Origin of the sequence: Leptothoe kymatousa TAU-MAC 1615 (assembly GCF_018739865.1) — a bacterium.
In the GTDB taxonomy this organism is placed as follows: domain Bacteria; phylum Cyanobacteriota; class Cyanobacteriia; order Phormidesmidales; family Phormidesmidaceae; genus Leptothoe; species Leptothoe kymatousa.
In genome coordinates this window covers 72,078-96,260 of the sequence record NZ_JADOER010000015.1, presented here as the reverse complement: position 1 = coordinate 96,260, position 24,183 = coordinate 72,078, and the positions used below count along the sequence as shown (strand labels likewise).

14 protein-coding genes are annotated in these 24,183 nt (G+C 48.3%); 8 read left to right on the top strand and 6 right to left on the bottom strand.

The features are described from left to right. Nucleotides 1-130 precede the first annotated feature (130 nt). The 6 genes from IXB28_RS15755 to IXB28_RS15730 all read left to right on the top strand — a co-directional run bounded on the left by IXB28_RS15755 (nucleotide 131) and on the right by IXB28_RS15730 (nucleotide 9,111). Nucleotides 131-427, top strand: coding sequence for a pentapeptide repeat-containing protein (locus IXB28_RS15755; RefSeq protein ID WP_215619565.1), 297 nt, complete (start codon nucleotides 131-133; stop codon nucleotides 425-427). 557 nt (nucleotides 428-984) lie between these two features. Then, nucleotides 985-2,685: a 2-isopropylmalate synthase gene (gene leuA / locus IXB28_RS15750; RefSeq protein WP_215619564.1), complete on the top strand. Its 1,701-nt coding sequence runs from the start codon at nucleotides 985-987 to the stop codon at nucleotides 2,683-2,685. Between the two features lie 762 nt (nucleotides 2,686-3,447). Continuing rightward, nucleotides 3,448-4,311, top strand: coding sequence for a ferredoxin:protochlorophyllide reductase (ATP-dependent) iron-sulfur ATP-binding protein (gene bchL / locus IXB28_RS15745; RefSeq protein WP_215619563.1), 864 nt, complete (start codon nucleotides 3,448-3,450; stop codon nucleotides 4,309-4,311). 156 nt (nucleotides 4,312-4,467) lie between these two features. Next, nucleotides 4,468-4,824: a DUF5331 domain-containing protein gene (locus IXB28_RS15740; protein ID WP_215619562.1), complete on the top strand. Its 357-nt coding sequence runs from the start codon at nucleotides 4,468-4,470 to the stop codon at nucleotides 4,822-4,824. Nucleotides 4,825-4,934: 110 nt separating this feature from the next. Next, nucleotides 4,935-6,359: a ferredoxin:protochlorophyllide reductase (ATP-dependent) subunit N gene (locus tag IXB28_RS15735; RefSeq protein ID WP_215619561.1), complete on the top strand. Its 1,425-nt coding sequence runs from the start codon at nucleotides 4,935-4,937 to the stop codon at nucleotides 6,357-6,359. Between the two features lie 193 nt (nucleotides 6,360-6,552). Next, nucleotides 6,553-9,111 carry a CHAT domain-containing protein gene (locus tag IXB28_RS15730; protein ID WP_215619560.1) on the top strand — a complete coding sequence of 853 codons (2,559 nt, stop codon included), beginning with the start codon at nucleotides 6,553-6,555 and terminating at the stop codon, nucleotides 9,109-9,111. Nucleotides 9,112-9,260: 149 nt separating this feature from the next. Here the strand turns inward: IXB28_RS15730 and IXB28_RS15725 are convergent, their stop codons facing one another. The 6 genes from IXB28_RS15725 to IXB28_RS15700 all read right to left on the bottom strand — a co-directional run bounded on the left by IXB28_RS15725 (nucleotide 9,261) and on the right by IXB28_RS15700 (nucleotide 21,274). After that, on the bottom strand, nucleotides 9,261-9,560 hold the full coding sequence (locus tag IXB28_RS15725; protein WP_215619559.1) for a hypothetical protein: 300 nt from the start codon (nucleotides 9,558-9,560) through the stop codon (nucleotides 9,261-9,263). A 782-nt stretch (nucleotides 9,561-10,342) separates the two neighbouring features. After that, a complete protein-coding gene (nirD, locus tag IXB28_RS15720) occupies nucleotides 10,343-10,714 on the bottom strand; it encodes a nitrite reductase small subunit NirD (protein ID WP_215619569.1) in 372 nt (123 codons plus the stop codon). 67 nt (nucleotides 10,715-10,781) lie between these two features. After that, on the bottom strand, nucleotides 10,782-13,346 hold the full coding sequence (nirB, locus tag IXB28_RS15715) for a nitrite reductase large subunit NirB (protein ID WP_215619558.1): 2,565 nt from the start codon (nucleotides 13,344-13,346) through the stop codon (nucleotides 10,782-10,784). 254 nt (nucleotides 13,347-13,600) lie between these two features. Then, complete coding sequence (locus IXB28_RS15710; protein WP_215619557.1) at nucleotides 13,601-16,165, bottom strand: CHAT domain-containing protein; 2,565 nt, start codon at nucleotides 16,163-16,165, stop codon at nucleotides 13,601-13,603. Between the two features lie 5 nt (nucleotides 16,166-16,170). Next, a complete protein-coding gene (locus IXB28_RS15705; RefSeq protein ID WP_215619556.1) occupies nucleotides 16,171-19,629 on the bottom strand; it encodes a two-partner secretion domain-containing protein in 3,459 nt (1,152 codons plus the stop codon). Nucleotides 19,630-20,176: 547 nt separating this feature from the next. Then, nucleotides 20,177-21,274, bottom strand: a complete 1,098-nt coding sequence (locus IXB28_RS15700; protein ID WP_215619555.1) for a pre-peptidase C-terminal domain-containing protein — start codon at nucleotides 21,272-21,274, stop codon at nucleotides 20,177-20,179. Nucleotides 21,275-22,503: 1,229 nt separating this feature from the next. On the opposite strand from IXB28_RS15700, the gene IXB28_RS15695 reads away from it, so the two are divergent. Both IXB28_RS15695 and IXB28_RS15690 read left to right on the top strand, forming a co-directional pair. Then, entirely contained in the window at nucleotides 22,504-23,142 is a 639-nt protein-coding gene (locus IXB28_RS15695) for a sigma-70 family RNA polymerase sigma factor (RefSeq protein WP_215619554.1), read from the top strand. Nucleotides 23,143-23,183: 41 nt separating this feature from the next. Beyond that, nucleotides 23,184-24,182: a DUF1822 family protein gene (locus tag IXB28_RS15690; RefSeq protein ID WP_215619553.1), complete on the top strand. Its 999-nt coding sequence runs from the start codon at nucleotides 23,184-23,186 to the stop codon at nucleotides 24,180-24,182. Nucleotide 24,183: the final 1 nt, after the last annotated feature.

The following is a 24,183-nucleotide window of genomic DNA, read 5'->3' as shown; positions in this document are numbered from 1 at the left end:
TCGCTCAATCCTGTCAATCGGTTGAGAACTCTCTCCTGTGAACTTTGAAACAATATTTGTCTAAACTCCAGTCAGTGAACGCCTACGTCGATTCCGTCGGCAATCTGTTATTGATCTAAATGCTGCGTTTATGCCTGATATCGACCTGTCCAAAACCTACATGTCGGGTGGGGATTTGACCGATACCAATTTAGCGCGTGCCGACCTCAGCGGGGCCGACCTCAGCGGGGCCGACATCAGCGGAGCCAATCTCAGCGGGGCCAATCTCAGCGGGGCTGATCTAGAGGCCGCGACCTATACAGATACCAACACCTCCAAAGAGATCTGCGAAAACCATTTATTGTTACCAAGTGGGACCTCCACCTGCCCAACTCTCTTTCCTGATGGGTTTAATCCATCGGAACACAATATGAATCTCTTGCAATAGTGGGTGTTCTTGCTGAACATGCCAATCGTCCAGAACAAGTCCGTAACAACATGGGCTTGACTATGGGCGTTGCTAGGGTCAGTAATCCTAGCACAAGCAAAAAACTGATACAAACAAGAAAAAACATCAGCCATGGTTGACGCTTTCAAAGTCCGTACGCTAGCATTGCCTCATCGAGTATTTTCATAAATCTCCCCTGTCATGAACGCCAACCAGCAGCTATCGCTACACAGTCAGACTAGCCCCAAAGGGCTGGGTCTGCTGCTGCTGCGCCTGGCGCATACTCATTAGATTTTACCCAACATCAATTTACCCAAATCAATATATCGGCAGACTTGTTGAAAAGGCTCAAATCGCCTGTGGCGCTTGTTAGGCATGCTTTCTAAGCAAGCTTGAAAACTAACAGCATTCAGCGTTGGCCCACAGGCAAGTTGTTCGTCAGCCACGGATAGAGCCGGGGCGACAACAATTTTTTCTGTTTACCTTCAGCCTGCCCATACCCAATTCCACGCTCCCGAAGTGTTGGATTCAGATTGTCCTGTCTTCCCAATCACATCATGTTGCAAACTCCTGCTCAAAAATACCGTCCCGTTCAGCCCATTGATTTACGCGATCGCACCTGGCCCAACCACACCATCACCCAGCCCCCCGTATGGCTCAGCACCGACCTGCGCGATGGCAACCAGGCCCTAGCCCAGCCCATGTCCATCGACCAAAAGTTGAGATTCTTTAAACTGTTGGTGCAAATCGGCTTCAAAGAAATCGAGGTGGGATTTCCCTCCGCCTCCGCAACAGAATTTGAATTTGTACGACGGCTAATTGAAGAGGACCATATCCCTAACGATGTGACTATCCAGGCGCTCACCCAGGCTCGGGAAACTCTTATCCATCGCACCTTTGAATCCTTACAGGGAGCCAAACAAGCCATTGTCCATGTTTATAACGCCACGGCCCCTGTCTTTCGTCGGGTGGTATTTGGCAAGAACAAAACCGAAACCATTGAACTAGCAGTTGCCGCCGCTACGCTGATCCGACAGCTAGCGGACCAACACCCCGAAACAGCCTGGCGCTTTCAATATTCCCCTGAGGTGTTCACCTCCACCGAGCTACCCTTTGCCCGAGATATTTGCAACGCGGTTTTGGCCGTGTGGCAGCCCACACCGGATGCCAAGGCTGTGATTAATTTGCCCGCCAGTGTGGAGGTGGCCACCCCCAATATCTTTGCCGACCAGGTGGAGTGGATGCACCGCCATTTAGCCTATCGCCATGCGGTGGCCCTGAGTGTGCACCCCCACAACGATCGCGGCTGTAGTGTGGCCGCCGCAGAACTGGCCCAAATGGCCGGGGCCGACCGGGTGGAGGGCTGTCTGTTTGGCAATGGAGAACGCACGGGCAATGTGGATTTGGTTACCCTGGCGATGAATCTCTATACCCAAGGGATTCATCCTGGCTTAGATTTCTCCCAAATTGATCAGGTGGCGGAGGTGGTGAAACATTGCACCCAGCTCCCCATCCATCCCCGCCATCCCTATATTGGCGAACTGGTGTTCACAGCATTTTCCGGCTCCCACCAGGATGCCATCAAAAAAGGCTTTGCCCAAAGGCAGCCCCAGGATATTTGGGAGATTCCCTATTTGCCTATGGACCCAGCGGATGTGGGTCGTTCCTATGAGGCCATTGTGCGGGTGAACAGCCAGTCGGGGAAGGGCGGCATCGCCTTCTTACTGGAGCGCGATTTTGGCGTGGTGTTGCCAAAACGGCTGCAGGTGGAATTTAGCCAGGTGGTGCAGCGGGTGATGGATAGCACGGGGCAGGAAGTGACAGCCGCAGCTATCTGGCAACTGTTTCAACAAACCTACGGCCCAGCCTCGGGGCCACTGGTCTACGAATCCCACCATTTGGAAACAACGGGGGACCATAATCTGCTGCAGCTGTGGCTCCAGGACACTGAAAAACAGCACCATTTCCAAGCTTCGGGGAACGGCCCCATTGATGCCCTGGTAACGGCGCTGGGCCAGGGTGGGTTTGCCATTGAAATTGCCAACTATGAGGAGCGGGCCCTGAATGCGGGCAGCGGTGCCGACGCCATCGCCATGGTGGCGGTCTCGGATGTGGCAACGGACCATCAATACTACGGGGTGGGCATCCACAACAACATTACAACGGCGTCCATTTTGGCGGTGATTAACGGCCTCAATCGTTTGTTGCAGGCAAAAAGCCGTGACGAATCACGACGATCTGTAAGCCTATGTGGGTAGCACCCATGGAATAGTTGAGGCGTTCCCTTCGACTCCGCCCAGGGAACGCCTACGGGTCATCTTTCAGCAGTGGCAGTGCCGCTGGCTTCGATCAGCCAGCAAAGCCAAAGCAGTGCCATGGCCCCATGGACCCGCTTTGGCACCTAGCCCCAGCAACACATCATCCCAAGCCAATAACGACTGACTGGGGCCGAACCGAAATTCTCCACAAAGACCGCAGCCCCCATAAAAAGCCTTGAAACTTAAAGAACAAAAACAAAGGCTTATCATTTTGTTTTATATATCACCAAAGAAAACATTCTTAACAAGATGCTGAGCATGGGCTATCTGATTTACTTTTTCGAAAGTCAATCACCCTGGGTCTTGCCGCCAAACTACAGAACATTGGTCAAACCAAAGGCAGCTGTAAAAAGCTACGCCGCCGCCCCCGGTCATCCAATGCAAGCATGGTCAAGATCCAAGGGGGGAAGGGGGAAGGCCATGGCGAAACCCTTTTCCTAATTGATACGGAAAGCCTGAAAAAATTTGCTTTTTGATCTGATATACCGATTTTAAGATAGGCAAATCTATTTTTAATACTCAAATAGCTTTTTTTAGGGATATTCAGGGTTTAGGGAATGAAAATATACCCTTTAGATAATTAGGATCGAATTTACGCAGTATTTTCATTTTCTATACGCTATTCAATTTTCTATTTATTGCTCACAATGGCTCCACAGATCAGGTCCTTGCGACCACCCACCTAATTAGGAGACAACGAGCGTGAAACTCTCGGTCTATGGCAAAGGCGGTATTGGTAAGTCCACTACTAGCTGTAATATCTCCGTCGCCCTCGCTAAACGCGGGAAGAAAGTGTTGCAAATTGGCTGTGATCCCAAGCATGACAGCACCTTTACCCTGACAGGTTTTCTGATTCCGACGATTATCGATACCCTACAGGAACGGGACTATCACTACGAAAACATTTGGCCCGAAGATGTGATCTACAAGGGCTATGGTGGTGTTAGCTGCGTTGAAGCGGGTGGCCCTCCGGCGGGGGCAGGCTGCGGTGGCTATGTAGTAGGTGAAACCGTGAAGCTGCTCAAAGAGCTGAATGCCTTCGATGAATACGATGTCATTTTGTTTGATGTGCTGGGCGACGTGGTTTGTGGTGGGTTCGCCGCGCCGCTAAACTATTCCGACTATTGCATGATCGTTACGGACAACGGCTTTGATGCGTTGTTTGCGGCAAACCGCATTGCTGCATCGGTGCGGGAAAAAGCCCGTACCCACCCCTTGAAGCTGGCGGGTCTGATTGGTAATCGCACCTCGAAGCGAGACCTGATTGATAAGTACATTGAAGCGGTGCCCATGCCGGTGCTAGAAATTTTGCCCCTGATCGAAGACATTCGCGTCTCGCGGGTAAAGGGCAAGACCATGTTTGAGATGGCTGAGACCGATCCCTCCCTAGAGCCGGTGTGTCAGTACTATCTGAATATTGCCGACCAGCTGATCGCCCAGCCAGAAGGTGTAGTGCCTAAGGATGCGGCGGATCGCGAGCTGTTTGCCCTGCTGTCCGACTTCTATCTAAATCCACCGGAAGAAGTGCCCGCTCAGCAAAATGAAATGGATCTGATGATGGTTTAACCCATCGATTTGACCCAGCTTGGGTCAACGATTTCCCGGTTAACCCGATGGGTATTAGCTATCTATTTGTTTTAACTTTCTCAAAAGGCTGGCCATTCTGACGCTGAGGTGCTAAATTGCTGCGTGCCTAGTTAGTTTTTGTAACAGTCTCAAGATATGGCCTTTTTTGAGAATTTCACCACATCTATCCGCGATAAGTGGTTGAACTATGTGCAAGACAATCGTGCCTGGTTAGAGCTACAGATGAATAACGTCTCCGTCAGGACCCCTGATGGCGGCCGTAGACCATCTTCGCTACTGATTTTAGGTGTGATTAATGCCATAGAGCCTAAGCTATCGAATCTAATGGTGCCGTTTTATAAACTCAACTCTGATGAGGATGCACTGATCGAGGTCTTAGGACTAAATTTCGACCCTGAAATGGTATTGGATGGTAAGAGTGAGTTAGGTCCTACCCTGGACGCGTCTTCTGGGGAGGATACACCTCTGCTAGAAGGGTTAGAGGGTCTATAGATAGCCTACCCATCGATTATTTTCCGGAGCATAACAATCGCTAAAGAGATCATCCCCCTTAACAGACTCTTTCAGCAAGTGTCGATACTGTTCCAAGGACTTTAATCACGATGACAACAACTGCCAATACTTCAGCCCTTGAGTTTGATTGCGACACGGGCAATTATCATACGTTTTGCCCCATTAGCTGTGTGGCATGGCTCTACCAAAAGATTGAAGATAGTTTCTTTTTGGTAATTGGCACCAAGACCTGTGGCTATTTTTTGCAAAATGCCATGGGTGTAATGATTTTTGCTGAGCCGCGCTACGCTATGGCTGAGCTGGAAGAAGGTGATATTTCTGCCAAACTCAATGACTATGAGGAACTAAAGCGCCTATGTTTGCAGATTAAGCGCGATCGCAACCCCAGCGTCATTGTTTGGATTGGCACCTGCACCACCGAAATCATCAAAACCGACCTAGAAGGCATTGCGCCCAAGCTAGAGGGAGAAATCGGCATTCCCATCGTCGTCGCCCGCGCCAACGGCCTAGACTACGCCTTTACCCAGGGTGAAGACACGGTGCTCGCGGCCATGGCCCAGCGCTGCCCCACCGAGGAGCCTGCGACACCCGCCGTTGAACCCGAAAAGCAAGAGCGTAACGGCATCGGCAAACTCCTATCCCTCGGTCGCAAAACCGAAGCTGCGGCCCCCGATGAGGCCCCAGCAGCCGATGAATACTACGACCATACGCCCCTAATCCTGTTTGGCTCGGTACCCAATCCCGTGGTTACCCAGCTAAATTTAGAACTCAAAAAACAAGGGGTTAAGGTGTCGGGCTGGCTACCGGAAAATCGCTACACCGATCTACCGGTAATCAAAGAAGGGTACTTTGCCTCTGGCGTGAATCCTTTCTTGTCACGGACCGCATCTACCCTCATGCGCCGGAAAAAGGCAAAAGTTATCGGAGCCCCCTTCCCCATTGGTCCCGACGGTACCCGGGCCTGGGTTGAGAAAATCTGCTCCGTCTTGGATATTGAACCCAAAGGCTTAGACGAACGGGAAGCCAAGATTTGGGAATCCGTTGAAGATTACGTCAGCCTGATCCGGGGCAAGTCCGTTTACTTCATGGGGGACAACCTATTGGAGATTGCCATGGCCCGCTTCTTGATCCGTTGCGGCATGACGGTACCAGAAATTGGTATTCCCTATATGGATAAGCGGTTCCAGGGGGCTGAACTACAGTTCCTAGAGCGCACCTGCGAAGAAATGGGCGTACCCAAGCCAAAAATCACAGAAAAGCCCGACAATTACAATCAAATCCAGCGCATTCTAGAGATTGAGCCAGATCTAGTCATTACGGGCATGGCCCACGCAAATCCTTTAGAGGCTAGGGGAATTAATACGAAGTGGTCCGTGGAGTTTACCTTTGCCCAGATTCATGGGTTTGGTAACACACGGGATATTTTGGAATTGGTAACTCGTCCGTTGCGACGGAATAGTAATTTGAAGGAACTGGGCTGGGATAAATTGGTGAAGGAGGATGCTAAGGTTTAGGCGGTTTTTTCCCTAAGCTAAAGGTTATGTAGGGCCCCCAACCTCTTAAGGTTGGGGGCTTTGAGTTTTGCCTAATTTTTGTTGGCCCATGGGGAACAGCGTCATCTACACCCAAGGATTTTCCCTAAATAGGCCGTTTACAGTTGTAGAAATAGGTGGGCTGCCATATTACGGCTCCCTGGGGTGACATGTATTGACCGCAAAAATCGTATTGTCACAGAGTTGGGCGTTTATGGCCGGGTTTCGCACATTTAGCTGGATGTTGAGCATGGGGTTATTCCTGGGCACCTGGTCCGCCAATGCCGCCCCCGCCATCCCCCAGGTACCGCCCACCGCCGAGGCCCAAGCGCACTATCGCCACGGCCAGTCATTTTTGCAGTTGGGCAATAGCCAGGCGGCCATTCGCTCCCTAGAAACAGCGGCGACACTCTATGGCCGGGGGGGCGATGCCATCGGCGAACACAATAGCCTGGTTGAGCTCAGTTTTGCCCACTATCGCCTGGGTGACTACAACCGCGCCCAAAACATCTTAAATAAAGCAGAACAACTATCGCTGCCCCACTCCGTCGTGCGCCAGCGCAATCGAGTATTTCTGATGCAGTCGCTGATCTGGCTAGAACAGGGAGCCATTACCCGCAGCTGGCAGCGACTGCGGCAGGTACAGCCGGGGCTGCTGCCCAATTTTAGGGCGCGAAATCGGGTCAACCTGGCCCTGGGGGAAATCTATCGCCACACCGGGCAGTACAGCCGCGCCCTCACCCGGTTGCAGGTCGCCCTATCCCAGGGGAACGACCGGGTGGATCGGGCTCGGGCCCTGGGGGAAATGGGCAACATCCACTACACCCTGGGGGACTACGACCAGGCAGAAACCGCCTATGGTGAGGCCTTAGCCGCCGCCAAGTCCGTGGGCTATTGGCGGGGTGTTCCCCGCTATCTCAATGGCCTAGGCCATGTTTATTTACAGCGGCAAACCTATGACCAGGCGCTGGATGCTTATTTAGAAGCGAAAGACATGGCCATTTCCCTGGCCCAGTGGCACGAGCTAGCCAGTATTTTGAACAGTTTGGGGGAGCTATACGCCGAACAGGGACAGGTGAACAAAGCCTTGAACACCTTTACGGAAGCCCTGGGCTATCGGGACAAGTATGTGGGGCCGGAATATAGTCGCACCCTGAGTCATTTGGGGCAGCTATACCTGGTGCGCCAGGACTACGAAACCGCCCGAGAGTATTACACCGATGCCTATGGCTGGGCCAGAAACAACTCTGATGAAGTGGGGCAAATCACGGCCCTCAGCGGCCTGTCTGATATTGAACGCAGCCAAGCAGATTACGGCCAAGCCGAACAGACCCTATACCAGGCATTGGAGAAATTTGAATCGCTGCAGCCCGGTCTCCAGGATGTGAATAAGGTTTCCCTGTTCGAGACCCAGTCCTATCTTTACGATCAGCTGCAACAGGTTTTAATTGAGCAAAACAAGGTGGCGGCGGCCCTGGAAGTTGCAGAACGGGGGCGGGCCAGAGCCTTTGCGGAGCTGTTGGCCGACCAATCGTTGGAAACCAGTGCCCCGGTGGTGCTAGACCATGTGAGCATTGGCCAGATGCAGGCCCTGGCAAAAAACCAGGGCACCACCCTGGTGCAATATTCCATTATTCGCCAGCCGTCCCTGGGGCGCAGTCGATTTGAGGATAAAACCCTATTTATGTGGGTGATCCGCCCCCAGGGCACCGTACATTTTGAACAGGTGGATTTGGCCCAGCAGTCAATTGCCCTAAAAACCCTGCTACAGGCGAGTCAGGCAAATTTGGGGGTACGGGGATTTAATGCTTGGGGCAGTGGCACGCCATTGGCCCAAACCGTTGGGGACGAGGGCGATCTACGGCGGCTCCATGGGTTGTTGATTGAGCCCATTGCCCAGTATTTGCCGGACTCTGCGGATGAAAAGGTGATGGTGGTGCCCCATCGGGAATTGTTTTTGGTGCCATTTCCCGCCTTGCAAAGTGCGGACGGCCAGTATTTGATTGAAAACCACACCCTGGTGACGGCGCCTTCGATGCAAACGCTGAATGTGTTGCAGCAGCGATCGCAAAACCGCTCAGGACAATCCTTGGTCGTTGGCATTGACCGTAACCAGGCCGCCGTCATTGTGGGCAACCCGCACATGCCCTCGGTGCCCTTTAGGCCCGGTGGGCCGCCCATGCCCCTAACGCCCTTGCCGGGGGCAGAGGCCGAAGCCGTTGCGATCGCCCCCCTGCTCAATGCCAATCCCCTACTGGGGGCAGCCGCCACCGAATCCACCGTGCGCGATCGCCTGGCCGATGCCGATATTATTCACCTGGCCACCCATGGATTATTGGATGAACGCCAGGGACTAAGCAGTGCCATTGCCCTCACCCCCGTGAGTGCGCAAAATTCCTTGGATGACGGGTTGCTAACGGCCCAGGAAGTGATGCAGCTAAATCTGAAGGCAGATCTAGTGGTCTTGAGCGCCTGCAATACTGGGCGCGGGCGCATTACGGGGGATGGCGTAGTGGGGCTATCGCGATCTTTTTTAGCCGCCGGGGCCAACAACCTGGTGGCCTCCCTGTGGGCGGTACCCGACGAAGCCACGGCACTGCTAATGACGGAATTTTACCAACAGCTCCAAACCGAGCCAGACAAAGCCGTTGCCCTGCGGCAGGCGATGTTAACGACCCGGGCCGCCCATCCTGAACCCCGCGACTGGGCAGCCTTCTTTTTAATTGGGCTGTAATTTGATCGGGCTGTGGTCGGAGATGCCCTATCTTGATTTTCCTTGAGTCAAACGGGATAACAAATACCCCCTGGGGAGATGCGGCGGGGTGCCCGAAACCCTGGTATCCAGGCACTTTTTTGGGGTGGGGTGGGGGCAAACGTGAGCGCCTAGGCGTCCCCTTCCAAGTTAGACAGAAGCCATTTCGCTTCAGTGAGCTTAGTATCTAGTCTGAGTAGGGCAGATCTGAGCACGCCTATTTTATGGGTATGGTGTTGCAAATTGTCTTCGGCTTCCAAGGTTTGCTGGTTAGCAATACGGATATCAATCTCTTGTCGAAATTGTTCTATTCCTTCAGACATCTCCATAATCATCTGAAGTAAGGTGCCTTGGGGGTCTTCAACGGTACGGACAAGCGATTTAATATCGACCTGGAGCAGTCGATTGACCCGCGCAAATAATTGTTCCACTGACTTGAATCATAGCTCTGATATAAACAAAACGTCACAATACAGTAGAGCAACTTGTCTAGAACCGTTGCCTCCACTGCAGTTTAATATTGTGACTCGTTAACTGTTGCGTAACGATAGTTAAGACGTCAATTTTTTAATCCCCTTATTCAACCTAACACTTACTCGAGGAAAGTTAAGGGTGTTCATTGTTACTTTACTATCTTCTTTAGAACAGGAATCGATTGTAGGGGAAAACCTGCTACTGCAATGTCCACCGCCATTTTCATCATCGATCTTTAAATTCTCTTTTAGAGTCTTTTTCAAGTCTTTGTGAATAGAGTCCAGATTTCCAATTGTCCGTAGTTCACTGCACTTTAAACGCCCCTGCTGGGGCGATGGCACCGATCAAACTCTCCCACCCCCCTTATTCAGGTTTCATTGGGTTTTGCTTCGTTCTAAGTGGGTGAACTCAATCTTTTGTAAGATACAAACAAGCTGTTAAGCTGCTTGGGTTCTGCCCCCAACCCCCCAATTCTGGGGGCTTTGAGTCTGGCCTCCCCCAGAATTGGGAAGAGGGGGCCTCGATATCTGAAAATTAATTAGGATCACCTACTCACCCAACCTAAGCCTGAATTGTTGTGGTGACAAATTAAATGGGTAAGGCCCCGCTCCGTGGCTTTGATGACGGCCAAACACGACAATGGACTGCCCCCAGGGAGCAGTCCATTGCTGGCAAACCGGAACAACCATTGCCCCCTGCAATCTATTGCCCCATGCAATCTATTGCCCCCTGTCTGGCCCTACTGTTTCACCTGGCAGCTCGTCCCCACCTGCACCTGGCCATCAACAACGCGGGCCGGATACACTGGAATGGTTACCGTCGCATCATCTAAACAGGCACCGGTTTTGAGGTTAAAGTTCTGCTTATAAATGGGGGAGGCCACCTTTAATATCCCCTGGCGATCCCCCAGGATGCCCCGCGACATCACAAAGGCTTTACTAAATGGGTCAAAATTTCCGGTGGCATAGACTTCATCGGTGGCACCAATGCGAAATATGGCCACCTGTTGTGTACCCACCAGGGCATTAACCCCTGTGTTGGGTGCGATCGCATCCAGCGGGCAAATTGTTATCCAATTTTTTACATCAGCGGTCGTCGTGGACTGCACCATGGAACGTTCCATCGGTTTCAAAATCTCCCAAAAGTACTTGCTCAAAATTCTCTAAACCAGCCGTCGCCTACTGGGCGGGGGTAATCATCGCGTCGTGGCTCTGATTTAGCACCACCCGTTCCGCCTCGGTGGCCGGACGCTTTTGCCCCCGCTCCTGCACATAGGCCAGGGATGGATCGGCCGCATCCGTATTCACAAAGTGATTAAACCGCTGCACCTTCTCCGGAGTTTCAATGGTGGTTTTCCACTCGCACTGGTAGGTGTCCACATGGTGCTGCATCTGGGCCTCTAACTCATGGGCAATGCCCAAAGAATCTTCAATAATCACCTGTTTGAGGTAGTCCAGGCCCCCCTCCAGCTTGTTAAACCAAGTGGAGGTGCGCTCTAGCTTATCGGCGGTGCGAATGTAGAACACCAAGAACCGGTCAAGGTATTTAATCAGAGTCTCTTTATCCAGGTCCGTTGCCAGCAGTAGCGCGTGCTGGGGCTTCATGCCACCGTTGCCACACACATACAAATTCCAACCATTTTCCGTGGCAATAATGCCAAAGTCTTTGCCCTGGGCCTCGGCACATTCCCGCGTACAGCCAGACACCGCCGACTTCAGTTTGTGGGGCGATCGCAGCCCCCGATAGCGCAGTTCCACCTCAATGGCCAAACTGGTGGAGTCCTGCACCCCAAACCTGCACCAGGTACTGCCCACACAGGACTTCACCGTGCGCAGCGCCTTACCATAGGCATGGCCCGACTCAAACCCATGGGCCACTAGCTTCTGCCAAATAATCGGCAGCTGGTCCACCCGTGCCCCAAATAGCACCACCCGTTGTCCACCGGTAATTTTGGTATATAGATCAAATTCCTGGGCGATTTGTCCCAACACAATTAACCGTTCTGGCGTAATCTCCCCACCTGGGATTCTGGGAATAACAGAATAGGTGCCATCCTTTTGAATATTGGCCAGGAACGAATCGTTCGTATCTTGCAAACCCACGTGGGGGGTGTTCAACACATAGTCGTTCCAGGACGAGGCCAGCATAGAGGCCACCGTCGGCTTACAAACCTCACAGCCATAGCCACTGCCATATTGGGCCAACAGCGCATCAAAAGACCGAATCTCTCCCACCCGCAACAGATGATATAGCTCCTGGCGAGAATAGGGGAAATGTTCGCAAATATGGTTTTTGACCTCGATCCCAGCCTTTTTCAATTCTGTTTTGAGAATATCTTTGACCAGGGGCACACAGCCACCGCAGCCCGTGCCTGCGGTGGTGCATTTTTTCAATGTTGGCAAGTCGGTGATGCCGTCTGCTTGGATCGCCTCACACAGCTGCCCCTTGGTAACATTGTTACAAGAACACACCTGGGCCGTATCGGGCAGGTTGTCCATGGTGAGGGCCGCAGCGCCATCGCCCGCAGGCAACAACAGCCCGAGGGGATTGTCCGGCAGGGCAATCTGGTTCTGCATTAGCTGTAGCAGGGTGCCATAGGCCTCCGCATCCCCCACCAAGATTCCCCCCAGCAACCGATCGCCGTCGGCGTTTACCACCAGCTTTTTGTAGGTGCCAGCCACCGTGTCGGCTACCGTTAGTTCTTTTGCCCCAGTTGTTTTAGCAAAGTTATCGCCAAAGCTGGCCACATCCACCCCCAGCAGCTTTAGCTTGGTGGACATATCCGCCCCGACAAACTGTTGCGCTGCCGCCACCTCTAACAGCTGATCGCTGGCCACCTCCGCCATGTGATAGCCCGGTGCCACCAAACCAAAGATACGCCCTTGGTACAGGGCACATTCTCCAATGGCATAGATATTCGGGTCAGAGGTTTGGCAGGCGTCATCAATGACAATACCGCCCCGATCCCCCAGCTGCAGCCCGCAATCCCGCGCTAGCTCATCCCTGGGGCGAATGCCCGCCGAGAAGACAATCATATCGGTCTGGAGCGATGTCTCGTCGGCAAACTGCATCGAGACCAGCCTGCCCCCGTCGCTGACAATATCCGTGGTGGCTTTGCTGGTGTGCACCTGCACCTCGAGGGCTTCGATTTTCTCCTTCAGCACCTCACCGGCGGCCTCGTCAAGCTGCACCGGCATCAAGCGGGGGGCAAACTCCACCACATGGGTCTCTAAACCCAGGGACTTGAGGGCATTGGCACATTCCAGCCCCAGCAAGCCACCGCCTACGACAACCCCCACCTGTGACTGGGCGGCATAGGCCTTAATCGCGTCCAAATCTTCAATGGTACGATACACAAAGGTGCCCGTGGCGTCATTGCCCTTGATCGGCGGCACAAATGGGTAGGAGCCCGTCGCCAATACCAGCCGGTCGTAGGCAATTTCAACACCGTTGGCCGATTTTACCCGCTGCTGCCCTCGATCAATTTCAACAATGCGATCGCCCACATAAATCCGAATCCCATTGTCTTGATAAAACCCAGGGGTTACCAGCGTCAGGTCCGCGGCTGTTTTATCGACAAAGTATTCACTTAAATGGACTCGATCGTAGGCAACTCGCGGTTCTTCGCAAAATGTAATCAGGTTCCAATGCTCTAGGGCACCCTTGGCGACCATCAGTTCAAGCAACCGATGCCCGACCATACCATTGCCAACAACGATGAGAGTTTGCTTGCTGCTCGGCATACTGAATCTATTTTTTAACTCACTGTTCCATACAGTGATCGATCCCTTTAAAAAAGACTAGCCACCTATCCAGGTTTTGCCCAGAATTGATGCGTTAATCGCATAAACCGACAAAAATCACAGCTTAGTCCATTGCGAAGTCAACATTTACGACAAAATGCAACGAAATTGACAATTGATGCAACATAACAACACTATGGCTTTTCATAGCAGTCGGCCATAGTGATTTATCCAGCAAGGCCTGGTTTACCCCCCTACAACCAATTGCCTAGCAGCACATAAGGCGCCCAATATTGAGGATGTGCATAGATCGGATTGGGGTATTTGAAATCCCTTAGCAATCTTAGTTGAGTATTTCTAAGGGCTTGAGCTTTAGAAATATTCGATTTTTTTAACTCCCGATAGAAAAGATCAGAAAAGACGGCTCCCGACTCGTCGTCTAGGTTCCATAGAGATGCCAGGGTGCTGCGAGCGCCTGCTTGTACCGCTATGCCTGCTAAACCTAGGGTTGCGCGTTCATCACCTGCCGCTGTTTGACAGGCACTTAAAATCAGCAACTCAATGGCATTTTGGCGTAGTTGTTCCCCCTGCCGGAGCAAGCGGTTCAACGCATTCATGGCAATTCGTTGATCCCAGGCCAACACAAATGTTTCATCAGGGTTGGAGCTAAATTGACCATGGGTAGCTAAATGGACCAGGGGAAAGGGGGTACTATTGATGGCCGATTCTAAATTTTCCGTTGTAAATGTTTCATTTAAGAGAACACGACTTGGGAGGTTCTCTTTCACTTGCTCAACTTCCTTTTCAACGGAGGGTAATTCAGAAAAATCATCGCGAGCTTTACTCAGCCCCGCAATCACCACAGCTAAATCTTTTCGTTGTAATGGCTGAGGATCGACCAGCTGTAAGCCCGGTGCAAGGGCAACGCTGTACTTTTCAACCAGGTACTGTTGTCCGTCATATAAGGCGGCCATGGGAATATTCCGCAAAAAGCCGTCTAAGACAAATACTAAGGTGTCGATTTGATTTGTTCCTAAGGTGGCCTCTATGGGTTGAATTAACCACTCATAAAGCTGGGCTGATTCAGCCTTAAAATCTTTAATCTTAAAGGGGCGCAGCAAGTCACGTTGTAAATCCTTGAGTAAGGATGTGAGCTTATCCTCAGGAACAGGGACAGTATATTGTTGCAGCGGCTGCTGTGGCAGCTTGATGATAACTTCTAACCGATCCGGTAGGATAATGGGGTAAACAACAGCGGTAGGTGAGGTTGCGTTGTCGATAATTTGATCAATATTTTGACTAATGGGAACGCAGGGCTCTTGGAAAAAGTTTTCTAATTCGGCTAGCTGTAATGCTTCGATAGCTTGGCGGGCTTTGCTCAGCTGGTTTTGTTGTAATGATGGCGAGCTTTGGGGGGCTTTAAGCAGAAGGTCTACCCATTCGCGATAAACGGGTTCCACTTGTTTTCGAAAGTTAAAACGTAAATCGGGTGCAACGGCGATTAGGTTGCTACGCAGATCCTGTAAGTTATTGACGGCTTGTTCGTAGCTGTTGCTGGCCTGGCGGATTTGCCCTGTTTGTTGTTGCAATTGCCCTAGATGCCAGTGCCATTGATAAGCTAAGTCCGGTGCATTGAGCTGTTCTAATAGGGCCAAGGCTTGGCTAAATTGTTTTTTTGCTTTTTGCCATTGTTGTTGTTGGCTATACAGTTCACCCAGATATCCTAAGGCGTAGGATTCAGCTCTGACATCGTTTAGGTCAATGGCTTGTTGCTGTGCGATCGCAAGTTCCTGTCCTACCTGCTCCAGATTAATAGATTGATCTAACTGCTGGCGCGCCAGCTCTAAATAAGCATTCACCGTGGTTCGATTAACCGGTAACGATGCCAACGCCGTCCGAATCTGCTGATATAGCCTATCTGCTTGGGCTACATCACCCATTTGCATCAAAAGAGACCATTGGCTAACCTGGGCTTGCAGCCTTAGCTGAGCTGTATGTGCCGTAGCTGCTGCACGCTGATAAGCCTCTAGGGCTACTACAAATTGCTCTTGGGATTTGGCTATATGCCCTAAGCTCAACTGAATATCAGCAATAGTCTCTACGTCATTCACAGACTGCGCTGTTGTTAGGGCAATTTCTAACGTTTGTTGAGCGGGTTCTAAATCGCCTGTAGCTCTTTGCAAGTCTCCCAGTAGTTTGAGTCCGGTGGCTTTAGTTAAGGAATCAGGTTGATCGCTTAAGGCTGTCTTATTTAGCAGGGTAATAGCACGACGATAAAACCCAAGGGATTGCAATGTCTTAGCTTGGTTAATTTGACTGAGCAGAGTACCGTTATTATCCTTAGCTTGACCGTAATAGTCCTCGGCTTTTTCAAAAGATTCTAGCGCCTGGGTGAGCTGAGAACGCGTTAGTGCCAGATTGCCCTGGGTATTCCAGACGCGGCCAAAGATTTGGGCTGTTTCAGTCGAAATGCTGGATTCTAGCGCCCTTAACAGGTCGATACTTTGGGTAATGGCTGCCTGGGCCTTTTCCCAGTTGTTGAGCTGTTGATAGGCCAAGGCTAAATTAGCTAAGGCACTGGCTTGGTTTAGGGTATCGCCTTGAGCAGCTAGGTTTTGGGCCACTTGCTCCCAGGCAGCAATGGCAGCGTCGAGTTGGCCTGTTCCGTAAAGTTGGTTGCCTTGCTCTAAGTTAGTTTGGGCAAGGGGGCTATCTGTTGCCACAGCAATAGACAGTGGCAACACCATTGGACTAATGGTTAAGGTAAAAGAAAGAAAGAAACAGACTAGGACAGTGAGGGGGCGGCAAGATTTCAACATGGTTACTACCTCCTGACTACCGAGCAAACGGCTGTGTATTGAGCCGAGGCATAGGCATGGTTTGGTGGGGCGGTCAGTACAACGTTGCCAGTTTCGTTACGTTGCCATCCTTGGGCTTCGACGATAGGTTCAGATGGTTCAGGTGCGGCATTGCTGACGGTCGAGGGGGCTGGACTGTTGCCTACTATTGTGTTGCCCAGGTCAACTAGGCCTGCTGATTCGTTGCGGACGATATCACCTGGTGAGGGAGAAGTACCGCCCTGTCCAGTGACGACAAAGGCGCTTTGGCCTTGGCTATCGGCCAGGCAACGTTGGGCTACGGTCGGTGCTGTGGTGTCGACAGGGAGTTCGGTAAGATCGTCGGTGGGGTCCAGTTCTGGATCGTTGATGAGAACGGTACCACTTTGGCCAAATTGGGAACTGGCATCGATGTCATTGGTACCGTTACCGTCAACTGCAGGACGTTCCACCAGGTTGAAAATACCCTGGGCGGTAATATTAATGTTTCCGCCATTGCCGGTAACTGCTCTGGCTATAATGTCACTGTCTTCTTCAGGAACAGTAATTACAAATCCATCCGGCATATTGAGGTTAATATTACCGCTTCTGACAGTGGATTGAGAGGCACCAGATTCGACATTAATGCGCCCTCCGTTACGAAGTAATACAGCATCAGGGTTGTTAAACTCAATATTACCACCAGTGCTACTTTCCGTACGAGCACTGATTTCTGCTTTATCACGCACGACAACAATAAGGTTGCCATCAACAGTTTCATTGATACGGATATTACCCGCCGCCCCATTGCCCTCTGCACTTGTAAAGAGTCGACTACCAGTATCTGAGATTTCTATCTTTTCAACAGCGTTGATAATTAAGTTTCCACCAGCCCCTAACTGTGATGCCTCAATATTAGGAGCTAGCAAAGAACCCTGAGGAATTAGCAGGGAGCCAGCTCCAACAGTACCTCCATCTTGGATATATAACCGTCGCACGTTAATTTCTGAAGTGAGACCATTACCAGAACCGAACGTGTTGGCAGATATTTGCCCACCATCTTCAATCAGTAAAATATCTGTGGAAATACTTAATTCACCTGCATTACCACTCAAACTATCATCAGCACCACTCAATTCAACCGGCTGTGAAGACACAAAAATACCACTAGGTGCTGGATTCTCTGTAGTAATCAAGCCTCTTGGGCTCTCTCGATTAATCACTTGCCTTAAATCAAGGATATCAGTATCTTCTGTTACCAACCTTTCTGCCTTTTCGACTTGTAATGCATAACTGGGATCTTCCCCAGAGATAAGTATTTGTTCAAAGGTGTTAATAGTTACATTGCCAGCATCTCCTTCACCAAAGGTAGATGCAATAATTTGTCCACCACCAACTAGCTCAATGCGGTCAGCTGTAATATCCAGATCTCCTCCAGAGGAACGGCCTTCTGTAACAGCATTGATCACTGAGTTCCCGGCTAAACGGAGGGATTTTGTATCTATAATTATCTCACCACCGTCGCCCTCTGCATTTGGACGACTACGACTAAAGAAGCCACTTGATTCAGTAGATGTTTCTTCGAAAACGTATATATGATCAATATCAATCGAGTTAGCCGTAACATCGATACGGCCTGCATCTACGCTACCAAATGTGGAAACTTCAATAAAGCTACGGTTCTCTAGCTCTCCCCGATTACCCAAGAGTATATCGTCAGCAATAATTGTAATATTGCCATAATTCTCAGAATTACCACTTGACTCGGCATTGTTACTAGAAATAGAAGCCGTAATAAAGCTTTCACTTAAAACCTCTAAGTCACCACCTTCAAGATTGAGAGTAATATTACCAGGCAGTCCGTCAGCACCGCTTCTACTCTGAGCTTGAATAAAACTAGTTTCTTCTAGCGTAAGAGATTGGGCATTGATTTCAATATTACCGCCATTGCCTATGGCTCTACGTTGTATAGCTGATTCAATTTTGCCACGTTGAGTCATAAAGATGGGACCATCAACGGTAATAACAATACTACCTGCATTACCGCTAGTATCTTGTTCACTGGAATTTGCTGTAATCCCACTAGAACCTGATATGCCTGGACCAATCATATTGATTCGATCAACCGCAATACTGATATCACCACCATTACCTTGACCTTCAGTCCCAGTGCTAATCTGCGATTGCTCCGATTTTCGAGTACCGTCATCGGTTTCCATATACAGCGAAACAGCTTGGATATCGATATTACCAGCATCACCGTTTCCCCGTCGGTTTACAGTATTGAGTATTTTAGATGTATCGAGGACTAAGTCTCCCCCGGCCCTAACAAGAATATTCCTACTACCGCCAGTACCACTAAGTTCACTCGTGATCCGTGTTCGATCTAGGTGAATATCACCGCTAGCAATCAAACTAATTTGACCACTTACGCCCACTGAAAATTTAGATAAATTATTCTCAATCAGGCTTCTAATCATGATGATATCTCCCGTTGCATCAAAGGTAATATCACCTGCCTGGCTGCTAGAGGTGCCACGACGTTCTCGAAATCCAGAGAACAACTTAATGCCATCTAAGCTAATAGTGTCTCCATAAAGATTGATATCACCACCCTGAGTAATAGAGCTATCACCATTCAATCTATTATCCAGTCTGGCATCTACTTCCGTATTGGAGATAGATATAGCTGCTCGATTAACATTCTGTGAAAATAAGAGATTGCCATCAGCGGATAATCCGACTTGACCGGGCTCTGATACTCCTCCTAACTCAATCAGTCCCTCACGAGCTCTAATCAAAGAATTGAGACGAGCATCGGTATTTTTCTTAATATCAACAGTGCCGCCTACTAATTGCAACTGTTCACCATTATCAACTCTTAAGCGAGCCTCACTAACAATTGATCCTGAGCTAGGACGACTGTAAATTAACGCAGAGGGTTGAATCGTTAGCAATGTCTCAGGTGGAACATTTTGAGACATTGTATTAAAGTTAAAGTAGTCCCCAAATGCGACACTATCCGCTGTTGTTGCAAGAAAAGAACCATCCAGTTTAAGTTCAGCGTCAGGACCAAAAAAGATACCGTTTGGATTAATTAAAAAGAAGTTAGCATCTCCAGAAACTCTTAATGCACCTAATATCTGAGAGTCGTTAACTCCCGTGACACGTGTAAAAATAGATTCGACAGTAGAATCAGAAGAAAATTCAATCTGTTGACCAAGATTAATATTAAACTCGGCAAAACTATGAAACAGGTTACCACCTCTTATGGCACCACCTTCCACAGAACGCGAGTTTCTGTTCTCGGGTGTCAGGATAGACGACTCACTTCCTAAAGAGGTATCAGGAACAATGGGTAGAGCATTAACACTACTAGGAATTCCACCAAACATCAAAGAAAATAAGCCTACAATTTGAAATAGCTGGCTTTTCTTTACTTGCAGGTAGCACGAAAATAACACCATCGTTTTTCCTATGGGGCAGTACAAAGTGGAAGCTTATGAGTGTCAATAAAGAAACTCACTTATAACGATCGGTTAAGTAGTCATTTATCTAATAAAGATAAATGACTACTTATTTCGCCTACACTGCTTTCGATAAAGTTTAGAATCATGGCTCTCCAAATCATAGGGGCTCTTATGGCATTCGTTATGTTCGGCGGGGCTATGCCCTGGGTGCTTCAAACACCACATTTACTTATCTGGAGAGATTTCAACTTTTTTGCAATTATTCCAATTTTTTTATCGTGGCTAGCTGCTTTATCTTGTCCTTAAAATCAGCCTAAAATCTTTAATGATTACACACAAAATACACTGTCCAGTTTTCAACCCTAGACAGTGCAAAGGTAAGTGCCCAAAACACTAACAGAAGAAATAAGTCTCGCTCCAATCACCCTTCCTATCCTAATTTTTATCTCGCTGAAGTCGTTGAAGAGCGATATCACTGAAACTAAAATTCTAGGCTCGTGAACTTTTATGAACCTAGAATTATCCCTTAAGACTGGATAGAAGACTATAAACTATAGTGTTCTACATTTAGGTTGTATGAAGTATTACCCGTATACTGGTACACCTGGATAAAGTAGTTACCTGCCTGCTCAATGCCTGAGATTACTTCATTAGCATTATTCCAATTTTGGGATATACCTAGCACTTCATCTGAGTCAACAATGCCATTGTTATTGTTGTCGCGAACTACCCGTATATCAGCATCATCACTCAGCCCCTCTAACAAAAGGTTAACTCCTTCATTGGCCCCCAATGAAAACTCATAGGTGACAGTTGTCTTTAGGTCTCCAACATTTCCTTGTAAAACCAGATCGTCGTCGATGTTGCCTAGCTCAACATCAGTTCCAAGCAAATTGCTAGCGTTGTCAGTAGTCGAAATATCTAGATCATAATAGACTGAACCCTGACTGTCATACTCATAACGCCTTACTTGGGCAAAATAGGTGCCACTATCAGCTTGTAAGCTAATGCTGTCATCACTATTGCCACTATTCCAAGAATACTGGATCTGCACATCATCATTATCAAAGATGCCGTTATTATTTGTATCTTCATAGAGATACAAATCTGCATCATCGCCAGAGCTAATATTATGCAGACTCAGGTTGAGATTTTGAGTGCCGTCGACACTAAACTCAAATACATCAGTTGGAGATGCCTCACTGACAGAATATCTATTGAGTGAAACAGGTGTTTCATCAATTAGACCTAATCCCCTCTCTTCATTACTATAAATAAAAGAAAGATCGAGATCGTAAGAGATCTCAGAGGAACCAGAGTTAAGGCTGTAAAGAAATACCTCAGCAAAATAAGTCCCTTGCGTTGTTGGAGCTGCATAATCAATAGTCTCTGAACTATTACCTCCATTGGTTGAAGAGATAACCAACTCATCATTGCTATCTAAAAAGCCATTGTTATTACTGTCGTAATAAAGATTCAGATCAGCATCACCACCGTTCACATTATGTAAATAAAGACCGATGTTGCTTCGGTATCCATAAACATCAAATTCGAAGATATCGCTACTTTCGGAGTTGTTGAGAGTATTTTCATTTTGGGAAACAGGAGTGCTCTGTATTCTTTCTAGATCAAATTCAGCCATAATTTACTCCTTTGAGTTTGATGTGTGTTAAGGTACTGCCTTCATTGGGCTATAGTCTTTTAAGAAAAAGATTTTTATCTCATTTTCTTCATGACTTAGAAGCAATACATAGGTAGCTTGGATGGTTTTCTTTTTAGCTGCCTTACTCACCTATCAGGTGAGATTTTAGCTTTTTTGCAATCATCTCGAATTTTCTTTGAGTTGTTCTCTCGCCTCTTGCCTGAGTGTCTTCACAAGACTTGGTCAAGATTGATAAGGCAGAATCTAAACTTAAAAGTAGTCAGTCAACACCTCAATAGAAAACTACCCTCCCTATCTGAAGAAGGAGATAAGGTTCATCAAGGGATATCGAGAGTGACATGGAAGCAATGCGTTTATGTCTGTTGTCATATCGTTGTGCTATCTAGAAGCATCATTTGTTGATGACATTGACAAAAATGATAATGCTGACCGCAGCTCATGATTAGTATTCCTATTTATATAGGAGTTTTATGGTCACACTCAAAAAGTTGTTTTAGCTCGAAAAAGTTTGCGTAATAGTAAACATCTGAAACAGTCAGAATATTTCCTAAGTTCAGGCGTTGTAAGTCGTTTTTTACCTGGCATGCGGGTAATCTATTGATTTTAGCTACAGTATTCTTCATTGCTTAGCACCTGGATGGATGAGAATTCGACTTTGTAGGGGGCTGTTCAGTCAACACTCTTAATCGAGGTTAAAGACTGTTCAGAGAAAACGAATGTTTGCTATCAGGGCATTTCATGTAGCCCTTGGGATGGCGTGTCTGCTTTAAATAAAAAATGTAAAAGCGACCATTAAAAATGTTGAACTGTCTGAGATTAGATTTAGTCAACAACAATTTTTCAACGCATATTCATTTATCGGGTTGATTATTAGTTTTTTTGCATAAATCTAACTAATTTGAAATGGCATTTTGCTCGAGAGAGGTCCTTTCTCTTTAAATAAGATGGATAATCTGCGGCATAGATGGCTAGATTGTCTCAATCAGTGATTTTTTTTACTAATGCTGATTTGAGAATTAGCAGGACCTTCCGTTTATTAAAAATCTTTACAATGACGCCATCGGCAAAATATTATCTGATGTCGGTTCGCAGTAACACTGAAGGATCAGCCGTATTTTTTTGAAGGGCTGCTGCAAAAAAAATATGGTTGTGCCTGATAGCTTTATAGAAGCCAATAGCCATCGTTCCTTTACAGAGCGATACTCTTGATGAAAAAAACGCAGAAACAAATCCAAGACCTAGTTGCTGAAGCGTGTCGTCATCCCGTGGGTAGTGCCATACGTCAAAAACGACTAACGCAGATTATTCGGTTGGTTGCTGATCAGCTTTGGAACGAACAGGTGCCGTACTATCAAGATGCGTTACAGCAAACCTGGATTTATTTTTGCCAAAACCTGTGCGAATCAAACACAGGTTGTACATATGATCCGGAGAAAGCCAGTGTTGTTACTTGGCTAAATAATTATTTGAAATTTCGGCTAAAGGATAAATACATAGCTCGGCAAGCGGAAAAACATAGAAATATTGATAAGTCAAAAAATCCAAAGGGAAGTATGGATAAACCCACTGATCCGATCGACAGATTAGAAGCTCAGCCAGATATTCCACCCATATTAGATGAAGTGCAGCAGTGGGCGGCAACAGATCCGCGTCTTGAGAAAATTCATATTAAGGGACGTCCTGAAATTACCGGCCGTTTACTAATCCTAAAACGGTTGCCCCCGGAAGTGCCTTGGAAAGATCTATCAGCAGAGTTAAATATCTCGATCGGGACATTGGCTAGCTTTTACCAGCGACAATGTATGCCTATTCTACGAGAGTTTGGACAACAACAAGGCTATCTGTAAAAGACGATATCTAAACAATCCAGTTTCTAAGGGTAAACATCATGCGACAAGATTTTGATATTAGTTATGACGTGGCGGTGCCGCTGCCAATTCCAAAAGCTGCAAGACAAATGGCTGATAAATTTGCAGCAGAACAGCCGTCGATGGAAAAAGCTAACCAGGTTCGTCACAATACGTTAGCTGTTTGGGTAATGCATGATTATTGTAATATTCTTGGTATTGAGACTGACCTGAAAAATAGTGATAGTTGGAATAAAACGACTCGTTTGATGGCGAATGTGGCAGATTTGGTGCTGCCGGGTATAGGTAGGTTGGAATGTCGTCCGGTATTAGCAAACGCCACCCATTGTTCTTTTCCTGCTGAGACTTGGACCCTCCGCATTGGCTATGGCGTGGTGGAATTGAGTGACAATTTTCAGACCGCTCGATTGCTGGGTTTCGTGCCCGTAGTAGAAAAGGAAACATTAGCACTTCGAGAGTTAAGCACTCCAGAAGCAATGATTGACCATCTCCATAGGTGCAATCAATCTGAAACTGTTACGGTAGGTGAACGGCTATCAGAGGTTATGGCCCCTCTAAGTCAGTGGTTTGACAAAATTTTTGAACCTGGTTGGATCGAGGCTGGTTGGCAAACAGTGGATATGTTGTTTGAAACAACACAGCTAACGCCAGCGTTTACTGTTAGAAACAGCTTATTTCGTCAACTGAAACAGGAACCGGAAATTGGCGTTCGCAAAGGTAAGCTGATTGATCTGTCGTTACGACTAGGGCGGGAACAGTTACTGCTTTTGATTCAATTACAATCTAAAACAGTGGATGAAATCCATATTGGTGTACAAGTTTATCCGGTGAGCCGTCCCTATTTGCCACCGAATTTAGAATTACGCATTCTCGAGATGTCGGGCCAGGTGTTTATGCAGGCCCAGGCAAGGCAGGCGGATAATTACATTCAGCTACAGTTTATTGGTCAGCCGGGTGAACCGGTCACCACACAGCTTAATTTGGAAGGTATTGAGCATTCAGAACAGTTGATTGTTTAGG

Coding starts and splice junctions, on each gene's coding strand:
- IXB28_RS15700 (WP_215619555.1), bottom strand. CDS start 21,274: ATGGCTGAATTTGATCTAGAAAGAATACAGAGCACTCCTGTTTCCCAA.
- IXB28_RS15705 (WP_215619556.1), bottom strand. CDS start 19,629: ATGGTGTTATTTTCGTGCTACCTGCAAGTAAAGAAAAGCCAGCTATTT.
- IXB28_RS15735 (WP_215619561.1), top strand. CDS start 4,935: ATGACAACAACTGCCAATACTTCAGCCCTTGAGTTTGATTGCGACACG.
- IXB28_RS15740 (WP_215619562.1), top strand. CDS start 4,468: ATGGCCTTTTTTGAGAATTTCACCACATCTATCCGCGATAAGTGGTTG.
- IXB28_RS15710 (WP_215619557.1), bottom strand. CDS start 16,165: ATGTTGAAATCTTGCCGCCCCCTCACTGTCCTAGTCTGTTTCTTTCTT.
- IXB28_RS15755 (WP_215619565.1), top strand. CDS start 131: ATGCCTGATATCGACCTGTCCAAAACCTACATGTCGGGTGGGGATTTG.
- leuA (WP_215619564.1), top strand. CDS start 985: ATGTTGCAAACTCCTGCTCAAAAATACCGTCCCGTTCAGCCCATTGAT.
- nirB (WP_215619558.1), bottom strand. CDS start 13,346: ATGCCGAGCAGCAAGCAAACTCTCATCGTTGTTGGCAATGGTATGGTC.
- nirD (WP_215619569.1), bottom strand. CDS start 10,714: ATGGTGCAGTCCACGACGACCGCTGATGTAAAAAATTGGATAACAATT.
- IXB28_RS15690 (WP_215619553.1), top strand. CDS start 23,184: ATGCGACAAGATTTTGATATTAGTTATGACGTGGCGGTGCCGCTGCCA.
- IXB28_RS15695 (WP_215619554.1), top strand. CDS start 22,504: ATGAAAAAAACGCAGAAACAAATCCAAGACCTAGTTGCTGAAGCGTGT.